Here is a 20,865-nt window from a genome sequence, read left to right as displayed (position 1 = left end):
CAGCGATGATCTCCAGGCTTTCCCCTCCGGCACGCGCGGTGCCGGCACACACGGTCCTGGCAGTCGCGGTCCTGGCGACCGCCCTCGCCTGGCCGATGGCCGCCGCCGCGCAGTCCTGGACGCCGGCGTCACCGGGCGGCGTCTTCGCCACCATCTTCGGAAGCGCCGGCCCGTTCGCGCCGCGCGACGCCCGTGCGGTCCCGGTGATGGCCTATGCACCGCCGGGCTCGCCGGGAGTCCCGGGCCTTCCGGGCACGCTGCCGCCGGGGGTGACGCCGCCCGAGGCGCCGCCGGCCGCCACGGCCTACTGCGTGCGGCTGTGCGACGGCCGCTTCTTCCCGCTCTCCGCGCCGGCCGCGATCTCGCCGGCGAAGCTGTGCAGCGCCTTCTGTCCGGCGAGCCGAACGAAGGTGTTCGAGGGCGCCGGCATCGACCAGGCGACGGCGCCGGACGGCAGCCGCTACGCGTCGCTGGCGACCGCGCATCTCTATCGCAAGGAGCTGGTCGCCGGCTGCACCTGCAACGGCCGCGACGCCTTCGGCCTCGCCAAGGTGGACATTGCGAACGATCCCACCCTGCGGGCCGGCGACGTGGTCGCCACCCGCGACGGCCTGAAGGTCTTCCAGGGCGCCGGCGGCACCCGGCACCGAGCCGCCGACTTCACGCCGATCCGCCGCTCGCCGCTCGTCTCCGACGACCTCCGCCGCAAGCTGCGCGGCCTGCGGGTCGCCAAGGATCTCGGCGCCCCGAAGCGGGGGCTGTGAGGCCACCGCGTGCCTGGCGAAGGCACAGCCTCTCGATCGTCGTCGCCCCCGCGCATGACGGTTTGCATGCGCGGCGCACGATGGGTGCATCCCATGGCGCCTTCGCGGAGCACGACGACGGAGAGGCTCCAGGCGCCTCTCGGCGCCCATGGGGTCGCGCCCGGCGACGACACCCTGGAGCGGCGACGCTCTGCTCGCCGCGTTTTCAATAAGTCATTCACCCTTTCCGGCCCTCCCGGCATCCGTGCCCGACCGTCCTTGACTCCCGTCGGGCTTTCCGGAATCGATAAGAACAAATAGAGAACACAGAGGGCCGATCGTGACCGTGCCGCCCCGCGATCCGGGCGAGATCCTGCGTGCGCTCCGCAGCCGGGTGGCCGCCCTCGAGGCGCACCGGCCGGCGCCCGACGCCGAATCGGTGCTCGCCTTCGGGGTGCCGGGGCTCGACCGCGCGCTCGGCGGCGGGCTGGCCCTCGGCGCCCTGCACGAGATCGTGCCGGCGGCGCCGCGCGACCTCGGCGCGGCGGCCGCGACCGTGCTGGCGCTCGCCGTGCACGCGCTCGGCCGCGTGCACCGCTTCGCCCGCCGCGAGGTGCTGTGGATCCAGCCGGAGCTCGCCGGCCGCGAGGCGGGGCGGCTCTACGGGCCGGGTGTCGCGGCGCTCGGCCTGTCGCCGGCCCGGCTGATCGAGCTGCGCCTCGCCAGCGAGCGCGACGGTGCCTTCGCCATGGAGGAGGCGCTGCAGTGCCGGGCGCTCGCCGTGGTGGTCGGCGAGTTTTCCGACGACCGCGTCCTCGATCTCGTCGCGCTGCGCCGCCTGTCGCTGGCCGCCGGGGCCGGCGGCGGGCTCGGCCTGCTGCTGCGCCATCGCGCCGCGGCGCTGGCGAGCCCGGCCGCGACCCGCCTCGCGATCGCCGCTGCGCCGGGCCTGCCCGACGGCCTCGGCGGCCTCGGCCAGCCGGCCATCCTCCTCTCCGTCCTGCGTAACCGCCGCGGCCCGACCGGCCGCTGGCTCCTCGTCTGGGATCACCATGAGCACGTCTTCCGCGAGCCCGCCCTGCGCGAAGCGCCGGTTCCTCTCCCTGTGGCTGAGGCGCCTGTCGACCGACCGCATTCTCCGGACGACGCGGCCGCCCGGACGCGCCGGGACCGGCGCCGGGCCGGATGAGCCTCTCGTCACCGCCGAGACGATCAAGTCGGCGCAGCGCATCGCCGCCCTCGACGACGCGGCGGCGCGGCTCGGGCTGACGATCGGCACCACCGTTGCGGACGCCCGCGCCCGCCATCCCGGCCTCGCCGTGGTGGAGCACGACCCGGCCGCCGACGCCGCGCTGCTCGAGGCCGTCGCCGAGGCGTGCGACCGCTTCACGCCCCTGGTGGCGCTCGATCCGCCCGACGGGCTTCTGCTCGACATCACCGGCTGCGCCCATCTGTTCGGCGGAGAGGCAGCGCTCGCCGCCGACCTGCACGGCCGCCTCGCCGCCGGCGGCCTGGTGGCCCGCATCGCCGTCGCCGACACGCCGGGCTGCGCCGCCGCGGTGGCGCGGCACGGAGCTGATCACATCGTCGTCGTCCCGCCCGGCGCCCAGGACGCGGCCCTCGCGCCGCGGCCGCTCGCGGCGCTGCGGCTGCCCCGGGCCATGGTCGTGTCGCTCGCCGAGGTCGGGCTGAAGCGCATCGCCGACGTCCTGAACATTCCGCGTGCGACCCTCGCGGCGCGCTTCGACGGGCTGCTGGAGAAGCTCGACGCGGCGCGCGGGCTCGCCGACGCGCCGATCTCGCCGCGCCGGCCGATGCCGGCCTGCGTCGCCGAGCGGCGCTTCGCCGAGCCCGTGCTGCTGGAGCGCGACGTGCTCGGCACCCTCCTGCGCCTCGCCGGCCGGCTCGCCCGCCTGCTGGAGACGCGCGGCGACGGCGCCCGCATCCTCGAGGCGGCGCTGTTCCGTACCGACGGCCGGGTGGTGCGGATCGCGGTCGGCACCGGTGCGCCGCTGACCGATCCCGAACGCATGGCGCGGCTGTTCGCCGACCGGCTCGCCGTCGGCGATCCGTGGGATCCGGGCTTCGGCTTCGACCTGGTGCGGCTCTCGGCGCTCGCCACCGAGCGCTGCGACCCGGTGCAGGGCGGGCTCGACGCCTCCGACGGCACGGCCGAGCTCACCCATCTGGTCGACCGGCTCTCGACCCGCTTCGGCGCCCGCCGCGTCACCCGCCAGGTGCTGCACGACGCGCACGTCCCCGAATTCGCCGCCGCCGCCCTGCCGGCCCAGGTGCTTCGCGTCGCGGGGGGGCGGCCCGGCGCCTTCACCGCTCCCTCCACGCGCCGGGAGAGGGTTTCGGAGCCCGCGGCTTTCACCGATCCGCCCGACACCCTCGTGCCCTGCCGCCCGCTGCGGCTGCTGGAAAGGCCCGAGCCCGTCGAGGCGATGGCCGAGGTGCCGGACGGGCCGCCGGTGCGGTTCCGCTGGCGCCGCGTGCTGCACGCCGTGGCGGCCGCCGAAGGGCCGGAGCGCATCGCGCTCGCCTGGTGGCGCGACGCCGACGGCACCGCGCTGACCCGCGACTACTTCCGGGTCGAGTGCCGCGACGGCTTTCGCGCCTGGCTGTTCCGCGAGGGGCTGTTCGGCCGCGAGACGCCGCGCCCGCGCTGGTTCCTGCACGGCCTGTTCGGGTGAGACGATGAGCCGCTCGTCACCGAGGCTATGCGGCGCCGGCGATCTTTTCGCGCGCCGCCTGCGCCAGGAAGGCCGAGCGAGTCAACCCGCGCGCGGATGCCGCATCGTCGATCTGATCGACCAAGCCTTTATCCAGCGACACGTTGATGCGCACGGTCCGGCCGGCATCACTCAAAAGCGGCACGGCGATCAGCAGCGCGCCGGCGGCGAGCGCCTCGCTCACGTCCGCATCCTCTCGCACCTCGTCAAGCGCACGCGCAGAAGGCACAGGTCGGCCCGCGCTTTCCAGCGCCTCCACGTGCTGACGCAAGGCCGCGGCCGCGTTGGCGGCGGCCTCGGCCAGCGTGTCGCCGGCCGAGAAGCAGCCTTCGACATCAGGGAACCAGACACCGAAGGCGCTGTCCGGATCTTTCTCGACGATCGCGACATACTGGGGAGTCATACTGCGCCTCTAGGGTCGCCATCCGGCCAGCTTGTAGATCCGCCGCACCAGACCGACCGGCAGATCCCGGCGCGGGTGCGTGACCGTGACGAGAACCGGTCGCTGCGGATGCTTGAAGGTGTGATGGTCACCATTCACACGCTCGAGAACCCAGCCGTCCTTCTCCAGCATCCTGATCAGCTTGCGGCTGTCTTTCTCCATCGGACCACGCTTCACGACGAGCCGACCGAGTATCGGTCTACACGCATCCGGAGCGAGGGGCGGCCGCACAAATATATACACACGATCCAAGCCCGGCAACGCCCATGACCGCCTATGCCGAGTTCGCCGCGACCACCAACTTCTCGTTCCTGCGCGGGGCGTCGCATCCGGAGGAGCTGGTGCAGCAGGCGAAGGCGCTCGGGCTCGCGGCGCTCGGGGTCGCCGACCGCAACTCGGTCGCCGGTGTGGTGCGGGCGCACGAGGCGGCGAAGGAGCACGGCGTGCGGCTCGCGGTCGGGGCGCGTCTGGCCTTCGCCGACGGCACGCCCGACATCCTGGCCTATCCGAAGGACCACGCCGCCTGGACCCGGCTGACCCGGCTGCTGACGCTCGGCAAGCGTCGCGCCGAAAAGGGGCAGTGCACGCTGGTCTTCGCCGATCTCTGCGCCCATGCGGAGGGGTTCAACCTGATCGTCCTGGCGGACGGGCGGCGGAGGATGACTCCACCCGCCGACTCCAAAGAGGAAAGACGCGCCCGCCAAGCACGGTCCTCACCCTCTCCCCTCGTGGGAGAGGGTGGCTCGGACCGAAGGTCCGAGACGGGTGAGGGGGCCCTCCACAATCTCCGAATTCGCGGGACGCCCCCTCACCCGCCTCGCTTCGCTCGGCACCCTCTCCCACGAGGGGAGAGGGTCGGCACGACCTCGGAGCTACGGAAAGCCATTCCTCTCCTCCTCCGCGACGCCGGCGCCCGCGTCTGGCTCGGAGCGCGGATGCTCTATCGCGGCGACGACGCGCGACGGCTGGCGCGGCTCGCCGCACTCGGCGCCGAGACCAGGACGCCGCTGATCGCGGTCGGCGACGTGCTGTTCCACGCGCCGGAGCGGCGCGCTTTGCAGGACGTGATCACCTGCGTGCGCGAGCACACGACCCTCGACGCCGCCGGCCGCCTGCTGGAGGCGAACGCCGAGCGCCATCTGAAAGCGCCGGACGAGATGGCCCGCCTGTTCCGCGCCGCGCCCGAGGCGGTGGCGCAGACGCTGATGTTCCTGGAGAACTGCCGCTTCTCGCTCGACGAGCTCGCCTACGACTACCCCGACGAAGTGCGCGAGGGTTTTTCGACCCCGCAGGAGGCGCTGGTCGCCTTCGCGGAGGAAGGCGCGGCGCGCCGTTATCCCGACGGCGTGCCCGCGAAAGTGCGGCACGCGCTCGACCACGAATACGCGCTGATCGGCGAGCTCCGCTATGCGCCGTACTTTCTCACCGTACACGACATCGTCCGCTTCGCTCGCTCGCGCGGGATTCTCTGCCAGGGCCGCGGCTCGGCGGCGAACTCGGCGGTCTGCTGGTGTCTCGGCATCACCGAGGTCGACCCGGAGCGCAACGATCTCCTGTTCGAGCGCTTCGTCTCGGCCGAGCGGCGCGAGCCGCCCGACATCGACGTCGACTTCGAGCACGAACGTCGCGAGGAGGTGATTCAGTACATCTACGGCCGCTACGGCCGCGCGCGCGCCGGCCTCGCCGCCACGGTGATCTGCTATCGCGGCCGCAGCGCCATCCGCGACGTCGGCAAGGTGTTCGGGCTCACCGAGGACGTGATCGGGTCGCTCGCCGGCACGCTGTGGGGCTTTTCGCGCGAATCGATCTCGGACCAGCATGCCCGCCGCACCGGGCTCGATCCCGCCGACACCCGGCTCGCGACGGTGCTCGCGCTGGCGCGCGAGCTGGTCGGCTTTCCGCGCCACCTCTCCCAGCACGTCGGCGGCTTCGTGATCACACGCGGCCGGCTCGACGAGCTGGTGCCGATCGAGAACGCCGCCATGGCGGACCGCACCGTCATCGAATGGGACAAGGACGACCTCGACACGCTGCGGATTCTCAAGATCGACGTGCTGGCGCTCGGCATGCTGACCTGCCTGCGGCGGGGACTGGATCTGCTGCAGCGGCATTATCCGCAGGCACGGACGCGGCCCCGACCTCCGACACCCTCTCCCCTCGCGGGAGAGGGTGGCTCGGACCGAAGGTCCGAGACGGGTGAGGGGGGCCTCCACGAGCTCCGAGTCTGCGGGACGCCCCCTCACCCGTCTCGCCGCTTTGCGGCGATCCACCCTCTCCCGCGAGGGGAGAGGGAAGAAGCGCCGTGCTTCGAGGAGCCGCCGAACGACACCCTCGACCTCTCCGTCATTCCGGCCGAGGAGGAGGCCGTCTATCGCATGCTGTCGCGGGCGGATTCGATCGGCGTGTTCCAGGTCGAGAGCCGCGCCCAGATGACCATGCTGCCGCGGCTGAAGCCGAAGACGTTCTACGACCTCGTCATCGAGGTGGCGATCGTGCGGCCCGGGCCGATCCAGGGCGACATGGTGCATCCGTATCTGCGCCGCCGGCAGGGCCTGGAGCCGGTGAGATTCCCGTCGCCGGCCCCGGAGCACGGGCCCGCCGACGAGCTGGCGCAGGTGCTGGGCAAGACGCTCGGCGTGCCGCTGTTCCAGGAGCAGGCGATGCGCATCGCCATCGTGGCGGCCGGCTTCACGCCCTCGGAGGCCGACCGGCTCCGCCGCGCCATGGCGACGTTCCGGCGGGTCGGCACCATCAAATACTTCCGGGCGAAGCTGATCGACGGCATGGCGGCGCGCGGCTATCCGCGCGACTTCGCCGAGCGCTGCTTCGATCAGATCGAGGGCTTCGGCGAGTACGGCTTCCCGGAGAGCCACGCGGCGAGCTTCGCACTCCTCGTCTATGCCTCGGCGTGGATCAAGTGCCGGTATCCGGACGTGTTCGCGGCGGCGCTGCTGAACAGCCAGCCGATGGGCTTCTACGCACCGGCCCAGATCGTCCGCGACGCGCAGGAGCACGGCATCACGGTGCAGCCGATCGACGTGAGCTTTTCCGGCTGGTACAACGGGCTGGAGGCGTTGCCCGATGAGACAGCCGCGTGTGCGGCAGCGACCGTGAGACACGTCCACCCCCGCCACGCCGACATGGCGGGCGACATCCGCTCCACCCATGCGGTGCGGCTCGGGTTTCGTCAGATCGCCGGCCTGAAGGAGAACGACGGACGGCTCATCGAAGCGGTCCGCGGCGAGGGCTTCGACTCGATCCGGGATCTGTGGCTGCGCACGAAGCTCTCGCCGGCCGTGCTGGAACGGCTCGCCGAGGCGGACGCGTTCCGCTCGCTCGGGCTCGACCGGCGGCAGGCGCTGTGGGCCGTGCGGGCGCTGCGCCGCGCCGGCGACAAGGACGACCTGCCGCTGTTCGCCCGCGTGGCGACGCCCGAGCGGGAGCCCGACGTGGCGCTGCCGCCGATGCGGCTCGGCGAGCACGTGGTGGCCGACTATCGCCACCTGCATCTGTCGCTGAAGGCGCATCCGGTGGCGTTCCTGCGCGGCGATCTCGACCGCCGCCGCATTCTCCGGAACGAGCGCCTCGCGACGCTGCCGTCGGGCCGGCGCGTCAGCGTCGCCGGGCTCGTGCTGGTGCGTCAGCGCCCCGGCACCGCGAAGGGCGTGATCTTCGCGACCATCGAGGACGAGACCGCCGTCGCCAACATCATCGTCTGGCCGCAGATGTTCGAGATGTTCCGGCCGATCGTGCTGGGCGCGCGCCTCGTCGCCGTCACGGGCCGGCTGCAGAACGAGCAGGGGGTGATCCACGTGGTCGCGGAGCGGCTCGACGACCTCACGCCGCTCTTGAAGACGCTCGCCGAGGAGGCTGGCTGCATCGAGACGCTGGCGCGCTGCGACGAGTTCAAGCGGCCGATCCCGGAGAACCGCCAGCCGGTGCGCGCCGGCACCTCGCTGGTCGCCCTCCTGCGCGAGACGCCGGATCTCGGCGACGAGCTGTCCCCCGCCGCCCGGGTCCGCAGCGTGATGCCGAAGGGACGGAATTTCCGGTGAGCCGCGGCGCCTTCCTTTCACCTCTCCCCGACGGGGAGAGGTCGACGCGCGGCGGGTGAGGGGGTGCCGAGGCCCATCGTCGAGGCATACGCCCCTCACCCCGGTCACGAGCTGCGCTCGCGACCGACCCTCTCCCCACGGGATAGGGTGAGAGATGGTGGCTCCGCCGAAACTGACAGCGATCCGTCAGAGGAGCCCGGTCATGACAGAGAAATTGAGAGCCCGAATGAGGCTCACCCCACGCAGCGCGAGGCCGGGAAGGCGTAGAGCCGGTTGTCGCCGATCAGATGGGCCGTGAAGCCCGTGCCGTCGAACACGGTGTCGAACGCCGCGTGGCGCACGTTGAGCCCGCCCGTGTAGGCCCCGAAGGCCGGCATCACCAAACGGTGGCCGTCGGTGGCGAAGCAGCGCCGCGTCAGGCTGCGGCCGCGCTGGACGACGCGGGCGCAGGGGTGCAGATGACCGGCGATCTCGCCGACCGTGCCGAGGCCGGCCGGCTCGTGCCGCAGCACCAGCGGACCGAACCGCAGCACGCGGGCGAACGCGCCGCCGACGTCGCGCCCCGGCTCGGGATCGTGATTGCCGGCGATCCACACCCAGTCGCGCCCGCGCTGGAGCGAGGCGAGATGCGCGCGGTCCTCCGGCGCGAGGCGCTCGGTGCCGGCGGTGTCGTGAAAGCTGTCGCCGAGCGCGACGACGACGGAGGGGCCGTAATAGGCGACCACCCAGGCGAGGCGCTCCAGCGTGTCGGCGGTGTCGAACGGCGGCAGCAGCGATCCCCGCGCCGCGCAGGCCGAGCCCTTTTCCAGATGCAGGTCGGCGACCAGCAGCATGCGCCGCTCCGGCCACCACAGCGCGCCCGACAGATCGGCGACGAGCTCGACACCGGCGACCACCAGCACGGCGCCGGCGACCGCACGCCCCGCCGACGCATCGTCGCCCGCGACGCCCCACCCGGCCGCACGGACGTCCATCATCGGAACGGCTCCGGCACCGCCGCAGTCCAGTCTCGCGATCGAGGTGACGGCCTTGCGTACGCGACGTCCCCTGCCCTCACCCCATCGCCTCCCTGACCAGATCCGCCTCGGCTTCCGCCAGCAGCGCCTCGGACGCTTCGCCGGCGACCCGTTCGCGGCCGATCTCCAGCATCACCGGAACAGCGAGCGGAGAGACGCGCGACAGCGGTTCGTGGACGATTCGCCCCCTCACCCGCGAGAGCAGCAAACCGAGCCGCCGGATGTCAAGCAGCCCGGTCGCGGCCTCGGCCCGCGCGGCGCGCAACAGCATGTGATCGGGCTGATGTCTTCGCAGCACGTCGTAGACCAGATCGGTCGAGATCGTCACCTGGCGCCGGCTCTTTTCCTCGCCGCCGCTGCGTCGCTCGATCAGGCCGGCGATCACGGCGCACTGGCGAAACGTGCGTTTCATCAGCGCCGATTCGGCGAGCCACGCCTCGAGATCGTCGCCCAGCATGTCCTCGTCGAACAGTTCCGACAGGCGCAACGCCCCACGCTTCACGGCGAAGGAGAGGTCGCCCAGCCCCCACACGGCGAGCGCATACTCGTTGGCGACGAAGCCGAGCGGCCTCTGCCGCGCCCGCTCCAGGCGCCGCGTCAGCAGCATGCCGAGCGTCTGATGCGCGAGCCGCCCCTCGAACGGATAGCAGACCAGATAATGCTTGTCGGAGCGCGGAAAGGTCTCGACCAGCAGCTCGCCGGGCTTCGGCAGGCGCGAGCGCGCCCGCTGCAGGTCGAGCCAGCCGTGCACCTGATCAGGAAGCCGCCGCCATGTCGACGGGGACGCCAGCATGTCGCGCACCCGCGCCGCCAGATAGGTCGACAGCGGAAACTTGCCGCCCGCATAGATCGGGACCTTCGGATCCTCCGCAGTCGCGCGCGACACGTAGGCGGAGTCCTCGGCCAGGGCCTCGTAGCGCAGCACCTCGCCGGCGAACAGGAAGGTGTCGCCCGGCACCAGCCCCTCGACGAAATACTCCTCCACCTCGCCGAGCAGTTTTCCGCCGCGCCCGATCGCGCCGGCCGGTCCGCGCGTCGCTGCACCGCGGGCCTTCACGAGCCGGATCTTGATCATCGGCTCCTCGACGATGGTGCCGACATTGAGCCGATAGCGCTGCGCGACGCGCGGATGGGTGACGCGCCAGCACCCGTCGGCACCCTTCCGGATCTTGGCGAAGCGCTCGTAGGCCTTCAGCGCGTAGCCGCCGGTGGCGACGAAGTCGAGCGCGCTGTCGAAGTCCCGGCGCGTCAGCGCGGCATAGGGCGCGGCCGCCCGCACCTCGTCGAACAGATCGTCGGCGAGGAACGGCGCCCCGCAGGCGCAGCCGAGCACGTGCTGGGCCAGCACGTCGAGCGCGCCGGTGCGCAGGGGCGGCGTGTCCTGCGCATTCTCCGCGACCGCGTCGATGGCGGCGCGGCACTCCAGGACCTCGAAGCGGTTGGCCGGCACCAGCACGGCGCGCGACGGCTCGTCGAGCCGGTGGTTGGCGCGGCCGATGCGCTGGGTCAGCCGCGACGCGCCCTTGGGCGCGCCGACATTGATCACCAGATCGACGTCGCCCCAGTCGATGCCGAGATCGAGCGACGAGGTGCACACCACGGCGCGCAGCCGGCCCTCGCCCATCGCGGCCTCGACCTTGCGGCGCTGGGCGACGTCGAGCGAGCCGTGATGGAGCGCGATGGCGTGGCCGTCCTCGTTGATGCGCCACAGCGCCTGGAACAGGAATTCGGCCTGGCTGCGCGTGTTGACGAACACCAGCGTGGTCCTGTGGCGGCCGATCAGGCCGTAGATCTCGGCGAGCGCATGGGCGGCCGAATGCCCCGCCCACGGCAGGTGCTCGGCCGTGTCCAGCATCTCGACGATCGGCGCCGCACCGGCCGCCGCCTGCACGATCTCGGCCTGCGCCACGCCGTCCCGCTGCGGCACCAGGAAGCGCGCCAGCTCTTCGGGGTCCGCGACCGTGGCCGAGAGACCGACCGTCGTGAGACCCGGCGCCGCGGCGAACAATCGCGACAGGCCGAGCGACAGGAGATCGCCGCGCTTGGACGTGACCAGCGCATGCAGCTCGTCGAGCACGACGCGGCGCAGGCTGCCGAACAGATAGGGCGCGTCGGCGCTGGCGAGCAGCAGCGCGAGCTGCTCCGGCGTGGTGAGCAGGATGTCGGGCGGATCGCGGCGCTGGCGGGACCGCCGGCTCTGCGGCGTGTCGCCGGTGCGCGTCTCGATGCGGACCGGCAGCCCCATCTCGGCCACGGGCCGCTCGAGGTTGCGGGCGATGTCGACGGCCAGCGCCTTGAGGGGTGAGATGTAGAGCGTGTGGAGGCCGCCGGGGCGGCGGTGCGCCGCTCCGAAGAGCCCCCCACCCCCGGCGGGCGGCTTCGCCCCGCGGCGACGCGTCTCGAACAGCTCCACCAGGGTCGGCAGGAAACCGGCCAGCGTCTTGCCGGCGCCGGTGGGGGCGATCAGCAGGGCCGAGCGGCCGGCCTGCGCGGCGGCCAGGAGGGCGAGCTGGTGCGGCCGCGGCGCCCAGCCGCGTCCCGCGAACCAGCGGGCGAAGGGCTCCGGCAGGTCCGGCGCGGGCGTTTCGAGGGGCGCGGGCTCGCTCACCCCGCCGTGGTAGCGCGCCGGGGCGGCCGATCCAAGCCGGCCGAAAACCTCGGATCATGGTTAACGGACGGTAAACGACTTTCCGCTACGGCTTGCCGACGACACCCGGAACCGGAGCCGGCCATGAATCGTCGCGACCGCCGGGCGGCGGCCAAGCAGGGCAATGCCGAGGCGATCTGCGCCGCCGCCGCGGCGCTCAAGGCCCAGGGTCGGTTGGAGGCCGCGGTCAAGCGGTACCGCGAAGCGATCGAGGTGGCGCCGCAGTCGGTGGTCGCCCACAACAACCTCGCCAATGTCCTGACCGAGCTCGGCCGCACCGACGAGGCGGTGGCGCATCTGCGCGCCGCTCTCGCCGCGGCACCGGCCGCGGTCCAGGTGCACAACAATCTCGGCAATGCGCTCAGGCGCCAGGGCGACACCGCCGCGGCGGTCGCCTACTACCGGCAGGCGATCGCCCACAAGCCGGACTTCGCCGAGGCGCACCTCAATCTCGGCTCGACACTCGCGGCCCTCGGCGACACCGCCGCGGCGCTCGCCCATCTCGACCGGGCCGTGGCTCTGCGGCCGTTCCATGCCGAGAGCCGGATCCGGCTCGGCCTCGCGCTCGTCGAGGCCGGCGACACCGCGGCGGCGCTCGGCTGCGCCGAGGTCGCGGCGCGCACCGCGCAGGAGCCCGGCTTTCCGCTGCGCCTGCTCGGCCTCCTGCTCGCCCGCTGCGGCGCCACCGAGCCGGCCCGCGCCTGCCTGGAGGCCGTGCTGGCGCGAGACCCGGAGGATCGCGATGGCACCCGCCTGCTGCTGGCCCGGCTGGGCGCGGTCCCCCTCCCCGAGCGGGCGAGCGACCGCCAGATCGAGTCGCTCTACGCCGCCCGGGCGGCGGGCTGGGACGCCGGGGCCGGACCACACGCCTACCGGGGCGCGGCGCTGGTCGCCGACGCGCTCGCCCGCACGAGCCCGGAGGGCCTGCTCGACATCGCCGACACGGGCTGCGGCACCGGCCTGGTCGGCGTGCTGGTGAAGCACCGGGCGCGGCGGCTCGACGGCGTCGACCTCTCCGCCCCGATGATCGCGCAGGCGCGCGCCAAGGCTCTCTACGACACGCTGCACCAGGGCGACCTGGTCGCCTTCCTGCTGGCGCGGCCGGCCGCGTTCGACGCGGTCACCTGTGCCGCCACCCTGATCCATTTCGGCGACCTCGCCCCCGCGCTCGCCGCCGCCGCGACCGCGCTGCGCGACGGCGGCGTGGTGGTCGCGACGCTGTTCCCGAACGCCGACGATCCGGACGCGGTCGCGGTCGGCAGCCTCGACGGCCTCGCCCAGGGCGGCTGCTTCGTGCACGGCCGCGCCTATGTGGAACGGACCGCTGCCGCGGCCGGCTTCGCGGTCGAGATCCTGGAGGAGGCCGTGCACGAGCACCAGGCCGGTCGCGACCGCACCGCGCTGGTCGTCGGGCTGCGACGCCGTTCACGCGACAGCTGACCGGCAGCCTTGCGGGCCGGCCCGTTCCCGGCCGCGACGCGCGGCGCTACGGTTCGCCCCTCACCATGGGCGGTCCGTCATGTCCCTCTACACGCTGCTGCGTCCGGCCCTGTTCCGGCTCGATCCCGAGCGGGCCCACCATCTCGCCATGGCGGCCGGCGCCCGCGCCGGCGCCGCGGCTCCGCTGATGCGCGCCGTCACGGCCGTGACGGATCCGCGGCTCGCGGTGACGATCGACGGCCTGCGCTTTCCGAGCCCGATCGGCCTCTCGGCCGGCTTCGACAAGAACGGCGAGGCGGTGAGCGCGCTGGCCGGGCTCGGCTTCGGCTTCGTCGAGATCGGCTCGGTGTCGGCCGAGCCCTCCGCCGGCAACCCGCCGCCCCGGCTGTTCCGCCTGCCGGCGGACCGCGCGCTCGTCGTCGCCTACGGGGTGCCCAACGAGGGCGCCGAGGCGGTGGCGCACCGGCTCGCCGGCACCCGCCTGCCGGTGCCGCTCGGCATCAACATCGTCGCCACCAACCGGGGCCGCGGCGCACCGCCGATCGGCGACGACGCACTGATCGCCGAGTACATGCGGGCCGCGACCGTGCTGGCCCCGGCCGCCGACTACCTGATGTTCAACCTGAGCTGCCCGAACACCACCGACGGCTGCGACTTTTTCGCCGACCCGGGCCGGCTCGACGCCTGGCTGACGGCGCTCGACGCGACGCCCTACGCGCCGCGGCCGTCGTTCCTCAAGGTGTCGCCGCTCGGCGGCGTCGCGATGATCGAGCAGCTCCTGGAGATCGTCGGGCGGCACACGAAAATCTCCGGCCTCATGTTCAACCTGCCGAGCGTCAAGCCGGCCGGCCTCGTCACGCCCGAGGCGGTGTGGAAGAGCTGGCCCGGCGCCGTCTCGGGGCCGCCCAGCGCCGCGCTGCTCGACCACTGCCTCGTCGAATGCTGGCGGCGCATGGACCGGAACCGCTTCGTGCTGTTCGCCTCGGGCGGCGTGTCCTCGGCCGCGGACGCCTATGCCAAGATCCGCAAGGGCGCCTCGCTGGTCGCGCTGCTGACCGCGCTGATCTACGAGGGCCCGGGCGTGGTGCGGCGCATCACCCGCGGGCTCCTCGACCTGCTGGACCGCGACGGCGTGAAGCACGTCTCCGAGGCGGTGGGCGTCGACGTGCGGTAGCCCGGCGGGTGACGGAACGAGCGTGGCGACGCGCCCGGGGTGAGGGTTTACGGCGCCGGCTGGATGGCTCGGCACCCCCTCACCCGGATCGCTTCGCGATCCGACCTCTCCCCGCAGGGGAGAGGTGAAGCGAGGTGGTGCCGTCCTCCTCTCGCATCGTTCGCCGCAATGCCTATCTTGCGAACATGCGTCCCGAAAACCTGCTCGTCCCGACGCCCGCCGGCCTGTGCTGTCCCGAGGGCGCCTTCCACATCGATCCCGTGCGGCCGGTCAAGCGGGCCCTGATCACGCATGCGCATTCCGACCACGCGCGGGCCGGGCACGGCGCCGTGCTGGCGACCGCCGAAACGCTCGACCTGATGCGGCTGCGCTACGGCGAGGGCTTCGCCGGCACGACCCAGGCGGTCGCCTACGGCGAGCGCCTCACGATCGACGGCACGACGGTGAGCTTCCACCCGGCCGGCCACGTGCTGGGCTCGGCCCAGATCCGCGTCGAGCGGAACGGGCTCGTGATCGTCGCCTCGGGCGACTACAAGGACGTGCCGGACCCGACCTGCGCGCCGTTCGAGCTGGTGCCGTGCGACGTGTTCATCAGCGAAGCGACGTTCGGCCTGCCGGTGTTCCGCCACGGCGACATCGCGACCGAGATCGGCAAGCTGATGCGCTCGCTGGCGCTGTTTCCGGACCGCGCGCATCTGGTCGGCGCCTATTCGCTCGGCAAGGCGCAGCGGCTGATCGCGCTCCTGCGCGCCGCCGGATACGACCGGCCGATCTTCCTGCACGGCGCCATGGAGGCGATCACCGGCTACTATGCGGTTCGCATGGATCTGGGCGATCTGCGGGCGGTGCGCGACGGGCAGAAGGCGGAGTTCGCCGGCGCCGTGGTGCTGTGCCCGCCCTCCGCGCTCGGCGACCGCTGGACGCGGCGCTTCCCCGATCCCATCGCGTGCTTCGCCTCGGGCTGGATGCGCATCCGGGCGCGGGCCCGCCAGCGCGGCGTCGAGCTGCCGCTGGTCGTCTCCGACCATTGCGACTGGGACGGGCTGACCCGCGTCATCCCGGCGACCGGCGCGCGCGAGATCTGGCTGACGCACGGGGCCGAGGAGGCGCTGGTGCACTGGTGCGCGACGCGAGGCCTGCGGGCGAAGCCGCTGCATCTGGTCGGCTACGGCGACGAGGAGGAGGTCGAGGTCCTGGAGGCGGCGACGGCGAGTTCTGATCAGGACGCGTCCGCTACGGACGAGTCCGCGGCGGGCGAGCCCGCATGAACCGCTTCGCCGCCCTGCTCGACCGCCTCGCCTACGAGCCCGGCCGCACCGCCAAGCTGCGGCAGATGACGGACTACTTCCGCACCACGCCGGATCCCGAGCGCGGCTTCGCGCTCGCCGCGCTCACCGGCGCGCTGTCGTTCCAGCACGCCAAGCCGGGCCTGATCAGGACCCTGATCGCCGAGCGCACCGACCCGGTGCTGTTCGAGATGTCCTACGACTATGTCGGCGACCTCTCCGAGACGGTCGCGCTGATGTGGCCCGCTCCGCCCTCCCCGCCCGACCCTCCCCCTCCGGGGAAGGGTGGAGAGGAGGCCGCCGCACCTCCATCCATCGGCCACGACAGCGCACATCTCACGCCTTCCCTCGCCGACGTGATCACGACGCTGCAGACGCTCGGCAAGACGGAGCTGCCGAGGACGCTCGCCCGCTGGCTCGACGGGCTCGACGAGACCGGGCGGTGGGCGCTGCTGAAGCTCGTCACCGGATCCTTGCGCATCGGCGTCTCGGCGCGGCTGGCCAAGACCGCGGTCGCGGCGCTCGGCGACAAGGAGCCGGACGAGATCGAGATTCTCTGGCCGGGTCTCGCGCCGCCCTACGAAGACCTGTTCGCCTGGATCGAGGGTCGCGCGGACAAGCCGGCGGCCGAGGATCCGGCGAGCTTCCGGCCGCCGATGCTGTCGCACGCCATCGGGGCCGACGACTTCAAGATCCTCGACCCGGCCGACTTCGTCGCCGAATGGAAATGGGACGGCATCCGGGTGCAGGCCGCGGCCGGCGTCTGTCCCGACGGGCGGCGTGTGGCGCGACTCTATTCGCGCACCGGGGAGGACATCTCGGCATCGTTCCCGGATCTGATCGAGGTCCTGAGCTTCGACGGCGCCATCGACGGCGAGCTGCTGGTCGTGCGCGACGGGCGCGTCCAATCGTTCAACGTGCTGCAGCAGCGGCTCAACCGCAAGGCCGTGACGGCGAAACTGATCGCCGCGTTTCCGGCCCACCTGCGCGCCTACGATCTGCTGGTCGAGGGCGACGAGGATCTCCGCGAGAAACCGCTCGCGGCGCGCCGCGCACGCCTCGCCGCGCTGGTCGAAAAGCTGTCCGAGCCGCGCATCGATCTCTCCGCAGAAATCCCGTTCGCCGACTGGGACGCGCTCGCCCATGCGCGCGCCAACCCGACCACAATCGGGGCCGGACCGGACGCCGAGGCGATCGAGGGCGTGATGCTGAAGCGCCGCGACGCGCCCTATCTGCCGGGCCGCCCCAAGGGACTCTGGTGGAAGTGGAAGCGCGACCCGTTCATCGTCGACGCCGTTCTGATGTATGCGCAGCGCGGCCACGGCAAGCGCTCCTCCTACTATTCCGACTACACGTTCGGCCTGTGGCGCACGGGCGAGGACGGCGAGGAGCTGGTGCCGGTGGGCAAGGCCTATTTCGGCTTCACCGACGAGGAGCTCTTGAAGATCGACCGGTTCGTGCGGCAGAACACCGTGAACCGCTTCGGCCCGGTGCGCGAGGTGACGCACGACGCGGAGACCGGCCTCGTATTCGAGGTGGCGTTCGAGGGGCTGCAGCGCTCGACCCGGCACCGCTCCGGCGTGGCGATGCGCTTCCCCCGCATCAGCCGGCTGCGCTTCGACAAGCCCCCCGGCGAAGCCGACCGGCTCGACACCCTGACGACGATGCTCGACGCCGCCGAGCAGACCCCCTCCTCCGGCGGCCGCGTGCTGGATCCCGGCTTGGCACGAACCGGGAAACGCAAGGGGGGATGAGAGCAGGCGCGCCGTTGGCGCGCACGGTCTCTCGATGGTCATCGTCCGCGAAGGCGGACGATCCAGTAGTCACCGGCTTTCGAGACGGACCCGAGGCGCTGCGGCGTGCTGGGTGCTCCGCCTTCGCGGAGCACGACCACCGAAAGGCTGCGGGTCTCGGCGGAGCGTTCCGGGATGACGGATCGAAATTTCCGCCCCCGTGTCGGATTCGGCTAGGCTCCGGCGTCCTTGGGCCACGGAGGGATCCCCGATGCTGTACGCCATCCTGTGCTACCACCAGGAAGACATCGTCTGCTCCTGGAGCAAGGAGGAGGACGACGCCGTGATGGCGCGGCTGGCGCCGATCCAGGAGCGGCTCGCCCGCCAGGGCAAGCTCGGGCCGGTGGCGCGGCTGATGCCGACCACGGCGGCCACCACGCTGCGCAAGGACCGCGATCCGCCGCTGGTCATCGACGGGCCGTTCGCCGAGACCAAGGAGCAGCTCCTCGGCTTCTATCTGGTCGACTGCGACTCGCTCGACGAGGCGCTCGCCATCGCGAAAGAGCTCGGCGAGGCCAATCCGGGCGGCTCCTACGAGCTGCGCCCGGTCGCCTTCTTCAACCCGGCGACGTCGCCCCCTGCGAAAGCGAGCGCCTGATGGACGTCGACTGGCTCGGCGCGACTCTCCAGGCGGCGCGACCGCAGGCGCTGGCTGCTCTGCTGCGCGCGTTCCGGGATCTCGACACGGCCGAGGAGGCGCTGCAGGAGGCCTGCCTGCGTGCCCTGAAGACGTGGCCGCAGAACGGCCCGCCGCGCGACGCCGCCGCCTGGCTGATCATGGTCGGCCGCAACGTCGCGATCGACACGGTGCGGCGCCGGAGGCGCGAGGCCCCGCTGCCCGACGAGGAGGTGCTGTCCGAGCGCGACGACGCCGAGGCGGTGCTCGCCGAGGAGCTCGACGAGAGTCACTACCGGGACGACATTCTTCGTCTGCTGTTCGTCTGTTGCCATCCCGATCTGCCCAATGCCCAGCAGATCGCGCTGGCGCTGCGCATCGTCTCCGGCCTGTCGGTGAAGGAGATCGCCCGCGCGTTCCTCACCACCGAGGCCGCCATGGAGCAGCGCATCACCCGCGCCAAGCGCAAGGTGGCGAGCGCCGACGTGCCGTTCGAGGCGCCGAGCCCGCCGGACCGCGCCGCCCGCGTGGCCACCGTCGCGGCGGCGATCTATCTGCTGTTCAACGAGGGCTATGCGGCGAGCGGCGGCGACGCCCATCTGCGGCTGCCGCTGTGCGACGAGGCGATCCGGCTGGCGCGGCTGCTGCTGCGCCTGTTCCCGACCGAGCCCGAGATCATGGGCCTGACGGCGCTGCTGCTGCTCCAGCACTCGCGCGCCGCCGCGAGGCTCGACGCGGCCGGCGACATCGTGCTGCTCGACGAACAGGACCGCGGCCGCTGGGATCGTCGGCTGATCGCCGAGGGACTCGCTTTGCTCGACAAGGCGATGCGGCATCGCCGCCCCGGCGCCTACCAGCTCCAGGCCGCGGTCGCGGCGCTGCATGCGCGCGCGGCCCGGCCGGAGGACACCGACTGGGCCCAGATCGAGCTCCTCTACGGCGCACTGGAGCGGCTGCAGCCCTCGCCCGTGGTGTCATTGAACCGCGCGGTGGCCACCTGGAAGGTGCGCGGACCGCAGCCCGCGCTCGATCTGATCGGCCCGCTGCGCGGCGCACTCTCCGGCTACTTCTACTTCCACGGACTGGAAGGCGCGCTGCTGGACAAGCTCGGGCGGACCGCCGAGGCGCGCGTCGCCTTCGACCGCGCCATCGCGCTCGCCCATTCGCCGGCCGAGGCGGCGCACATCCGCCGCCAGCTCGACCGGCTGAACGCGCCGGCCGCGACGACGCCGGCCGCGCCGCCCCACTGAAAATACCTCTCGTCGAAAAATTTCGGAGTCAGTGTCGGGACCGCGGCTCGCCGTCCGTCTTCATGGCGAGCAACGGACGGCGAGCGACGAAAGGGAGGACCCCGATGGACATGATGGGCAAGTATGTCGACAGCTACGTGCTGCCGGTTCCGAAGGCGAAGATCGACGACTATCGCGCCCTCGCGGCCAAGGCCGGCGCGATCTGGCGCGAGCACGGCGCGCTCGCCTATGTCGAATGCATCGCCGAAGACGTGAAGCCCGGCACCCACACCTCGTTTCCGCAGGCCGTGAAGCTCGGGCCGGACGAGACCGTGGTGTTCTCCTGGATCGTCTACGCGTCGCGGGCCGAGCGCGATCGCATCAACGCGGCCGTGATGAGCGATCCGCGCCTCGCCGACATGCCGAAGGACGGCATGCCGTTCGACGGCAAGCGGATGTTCTGGGGCGGCTTCGACGTGCTGGTCGAGGCGTGATGCGGCATTCGGCCCCCGCGGGCCTCACACAATCCACCGACGGGAGACTGCCATGAAGGTGATGGTCATCGTCAAGGCGAGCAAGGCGTCGGAAGCCGGCGAGATGCCGTCGACCGAGCTGCTCGCAGCGATGGGACAGTACAACGAGGCGCTGGTCGAGGCCGGCATCATGCTGGCCGGCGAGGGCCTGCATCCGACCGCGAAGGGCAAGCGCGTGCGCTTCGACGGGGCCACCCGCACCGTGATCGACGGCCCGTTCGCCGAGACCAAGGAGCTGATCGCCGGCTACTGGCTGTGGAACGTCGCCTCGATGGAGGAGGCGGTCGACTGGCTGAAGCGCTGCCCCAACCCGCACGACGAGGTCACAGAGGTCGAGATCCGGCCGGTGTTCGAGGCCGAGGATTTCGGCGAGGCCTTCACGCCGGAGCTGCGCGCCCAGGAGGAGCGCCTGCGCGAGAAGCTGGGCGGGTGAGGGGCCGCAGAGACCACTCCACACTCCGCTCATTCCCGCGAAAGCGGGAATCCAGGACGTCTCGCCGCGTCGCCCTAGGTCCCCGCCTTCGCGGGGACGAGCGGAGAAACGAAGGCGCGCTTCACTCCACCCTCGTCATGCCCGCGCTTGTCGCGGGCATCCACGGCCTTGCCGAAGGTCGGCTGCGAAGGACGTGGATGGCCGGGACGAGCCCGGCCATGACGGACCATGCGGCGGATACCTGTCTCGCGTGAATGATCAGAAATCGCAAAGCTGGAGCACCCCCGATGAGCACCATGATCTTCGTCAACCTGCCGGTCGCCGACCTGCCGCGGTCGATACGCTTCTTCGAGACGCTCGGCTACACGTTCAACAGGCAGTTCACCGACGACACGGCGGCCTGCCTGGTGATCTCCGACACCATCCACGCGATGCTGCTCACCCACGACAAGTTCAAGCAGTTCACCGACAAGGAGATCGCCGACGGCCACAAGTCCAAGGAGGTGCTGATCGCACTGTCGGCGGAGAGCCGCACCGCGGTCGACGCGCTGGTCGACACCGCCGTGACGGCCGGCGCCGGGGAGCCGCGTCCCGCCGCCGACTACGGTTTCATGTACTACCGCGCCTTCGACGATCTCGACGGCCACACCTGGGAGATCATGTGGATGGATCCGGCGCACCTGCAGCAGGCGCCGGCCGACGCCGCCGCCGCGGCCGCCTGAT

Annotated in this window: 17 protein-coding genes; 13 read left to right on the top strand and 4 right to left on the bottom strand. The window is 72.2% G+C overall.

Annotated elements, in window-relative coordinates:
• The first annotated feature begins 38 nt into the window (after positions 1 to 38).
• From J2S22_RS03375 to J2S22_RS03365, 3 genes are all read left to right on the top strand, one after another.
• The gene (locus J2S22_RS03375; RefSeq protein ID WP_272840526.1) at positions 39 to 764 is read left to right on the top strand and encodes a DUF2865 domain-containing protein; all 726 of its coding nucleotides are present in this window, start codon (positions 39 to 41) and stop codon (positions 762 to 764) included.
• Between the two features lie 319 nt (positions 765 to 1,083).
• Entirely contained in the window at positions 1,084 to 1,932 is an 849-nt protein-coding gene (locus tag J2S22_RS03370) for a hypothetical protein (RefSeq protein ID WP_272775849.1), read from the top strand.
• Complete coding sequence (locus J2S22_RS03365) at positions 1,847 to 3,439, top strand: Y-family DNA polymerase (RefSeq protein WP_307155800.1); 1,593 nt, start codon at positions 1,847 to 1,849, stop codon at positions 3,437 to 3,439. Before J2S22_RS03370 ends, J2S22_RS03365 begins: the two co-directional genes overlap by 86 nt.
• A gap of 25 nt (positions 3,440 to 3,464) precedes the next feature.
• Here J2S22_RS03365 and J2S22_RS03360 read toward each other — a convergent pair whose 3' ends face one another.
• Both J2S22_RS03360 and J2S22_RS03355 read right to left on the bottom strand, forming a co-directional pair.
• Positions 3,465 to 3,881 carry a type II toxin-antitoxin system HicB family antitoxin gene (locus tag J2S22_RS03360; RefSeq protein WP_272775850.1) on the bottom strand — a complete coding sequence of 139 codons (417 nt, stop codon included), beginning with the start codon at positions 3,879 to 3,881 and terminating at the stop codon, positions 3,465 to 3,467.
• Between the two features lie 9 nt (positions 3,882 to 3,890).
• On the bottom strand, positions 3,891 to 4,082 hold the full coding sequence (locus J2S22_RS03355; RefSeq protein WP_272775851.1) for a type II toxin-antitoxin system HicA family toxin: 192 nt from the start codon (positions 4,080 to 4,082) through the stop codon (positions 3,891 to 3,893).
• Positions 4,083 to 4,186: 104 nt separating this feature from the next.
• On the opposite strand from J2S22_RS03355, the gene J2S22_RS03350 reads away from it, so the two are divergent.
• On the top strand, positions 4,187 to 7,975 hold the full coding sequence (locus tag J2S22_RS03350) for a helix-hairpin-helix domain-containing protein (protein WP_307155790.1): 3,789 nt from the start codon (positions 4,187 to 4,189) through the stop codon (positions 7,973 to 7,975).
• A 233-nt stretch (positions 7,976 to 8,208) separates the two neighbouring features.
• Here the strand turns inward: J2S22_RS03350 and pdeM are convergent, their stop codons facing one another.
• Positions 8,209 to 8,952, bottom strand: coding sequence for a ligase-associated DNA damage response endonuclease PdeM (pdeM, locus tag J2S22_RS03345; RefSeq protein ID WP_272778749.1), 744 nt, complete (start codon positions 8,950 to 8,952; stop codon positions 8,209 to 8,211).
• Positions 8,953 to 9,028: 76 nt separating this feature from the next.
• Entirely contained in the window at positions 9,029 to 11,599 is a 2,571-nt protein-coding gene (locus J2S22_RS03340; RefSeq protein WP_272778748.1) for a ligase-associated DNA damage response DEXH box helicase, read from the bottom strand.
• A gap of 123 nt (positions 11,600 to 11,722) precedes the next feature.
• On the opposite strand from J2S22_RS03340, the gene J2S22_RS03335 reads away from it, so the two are divergent.
• From J2S22_RS03335 to J2S22_RS03295, 9 genes are all read left to right on the top strand, one after another.
• Entirely contained in the window at positions 11,723 to 13,078 is a 1,356-nt protein-coding gene (locus J2S22_RS03335) for a tetratricopeptide repeat protein (protein WP_272778747.1), read from the top strand.
• Positions 13,079 to 13,157: 79 nt separating this feature from the next.
• Positions 13,158 to 14,252: a quinone-dependent dihydroorotate dehydrogenase gene (locus tag J2S22_RS03330; protein ID WP_272778746.1), complete on the top strand. Its 1,095-nt coding sequence runs from the start codon at positions 13,158 to 13,160 to the stop codon at positions 14,250 to 14,252.
• Between the two features lie 185 nt (positions 14,253 to 14,437).
• Positions 14,438 to 15,520 carry a ligase-associated DNA damage response exonuclease gene (locus tag J2S22_RS03325; RefSeq protein WP_272778745.1) on the top strand — a complete coding sequence of 361 codons (1,083 nt, stop codon included), beginning with the start codon at positions 14,438 to 14,440 and terminating at the stop codon, positions 15,518 to 15,520.
• Positions 15,517 to 17,292: a cisplatin damage response ATP-dependent DNA ligase gene (locus J2S22_RS03320; protein WP_272778744.1), complete on the top strand. Its 1,776-nt coding sequence runs from the start codon at positions 15,517 to 15,519 to the stop codon at positions 17,290 to 17,292. Before J2S22_RS03325 ends, J2S22_RS03320 begins: the two co-directional genes overlap by 4 nt.
• 250 nt (positions 17,293 to 17,542) lie before the next feature.
• Positions 17,543 to 17,929: a YciI family protein gene (locus J2S22_RS03315; protein WP_272778743.1), complete on the top strand. Its 387-nt coding sequence runs from the start codon at positions 17,543 to 17,545 to the stop codon at positions 17,927 to 17,929.
• Entirely contained in the window at positions 17,929 to 19,197 is a 1,269-nt protein-coding gene (locus tag J2S22_RS03310) for an RNA polymerase sigma factor (protein WP_370878171.1), read from the top strand. Before J2S22_RS03315 ends, J2S22_RS03310 begins: the two co-directional genes overlap by 1 nt.
• A 104-nt stretch (positions 19,198 to 19,301) precedes the next feature.
• On the top strand, positions 19,302 to 19,670 hold the full coding sequence (locus tag J2S22_RS03305; protein WP_272778742.1) for a DUF1428 domain-containing protein: 369 nt from the start codon (positions 19,302 to 19,304) through the stop codon (positions 19,668 to 19,670).
• A gap of 52 nt (positions 19,671 to 19,722) precedes the next feature.
• Positions 19,723 to 20,142: a YciI family protein gene (locus J2S22_RS03300; protein WP_272778741.1), complete on the top strand. Its 420-nt coding sequence runs from the start codon at positions 19,723 to 19,725 to the stop codon at positions 20,140 to 20,142.
• Positions 20,143 to 20,429: 287 nt separating this feature from the next.
• Complete coding sequence (locus J2S22_RS03295; RefSeq protein WP_272778740.1) at positions 20,430 to 20,864, top strand: VOC family protein; 435 nt, start codon at positions 20,430 to 20,432, stop codon at positions 20,862 to 20,864.
• The last annotated feature ends 1 nt before the right edge of the window (position 20,865 follow it).

Source organism: Rhodoplanes tepidamans (assembly GCF_030813915.1).
Taxonomy (GTDB): Bacteria; Pseudomonadota; Alphaproteobacteria; order Rhizobiales; family Xanthobacteraceae; genus Rhodoplanes; species Rhodoplanes tepidamans.
Note: the sequence above shows the minus strand (reverse complement) of the source record. Positions and strands in the feature narration are given on the sequence as shown.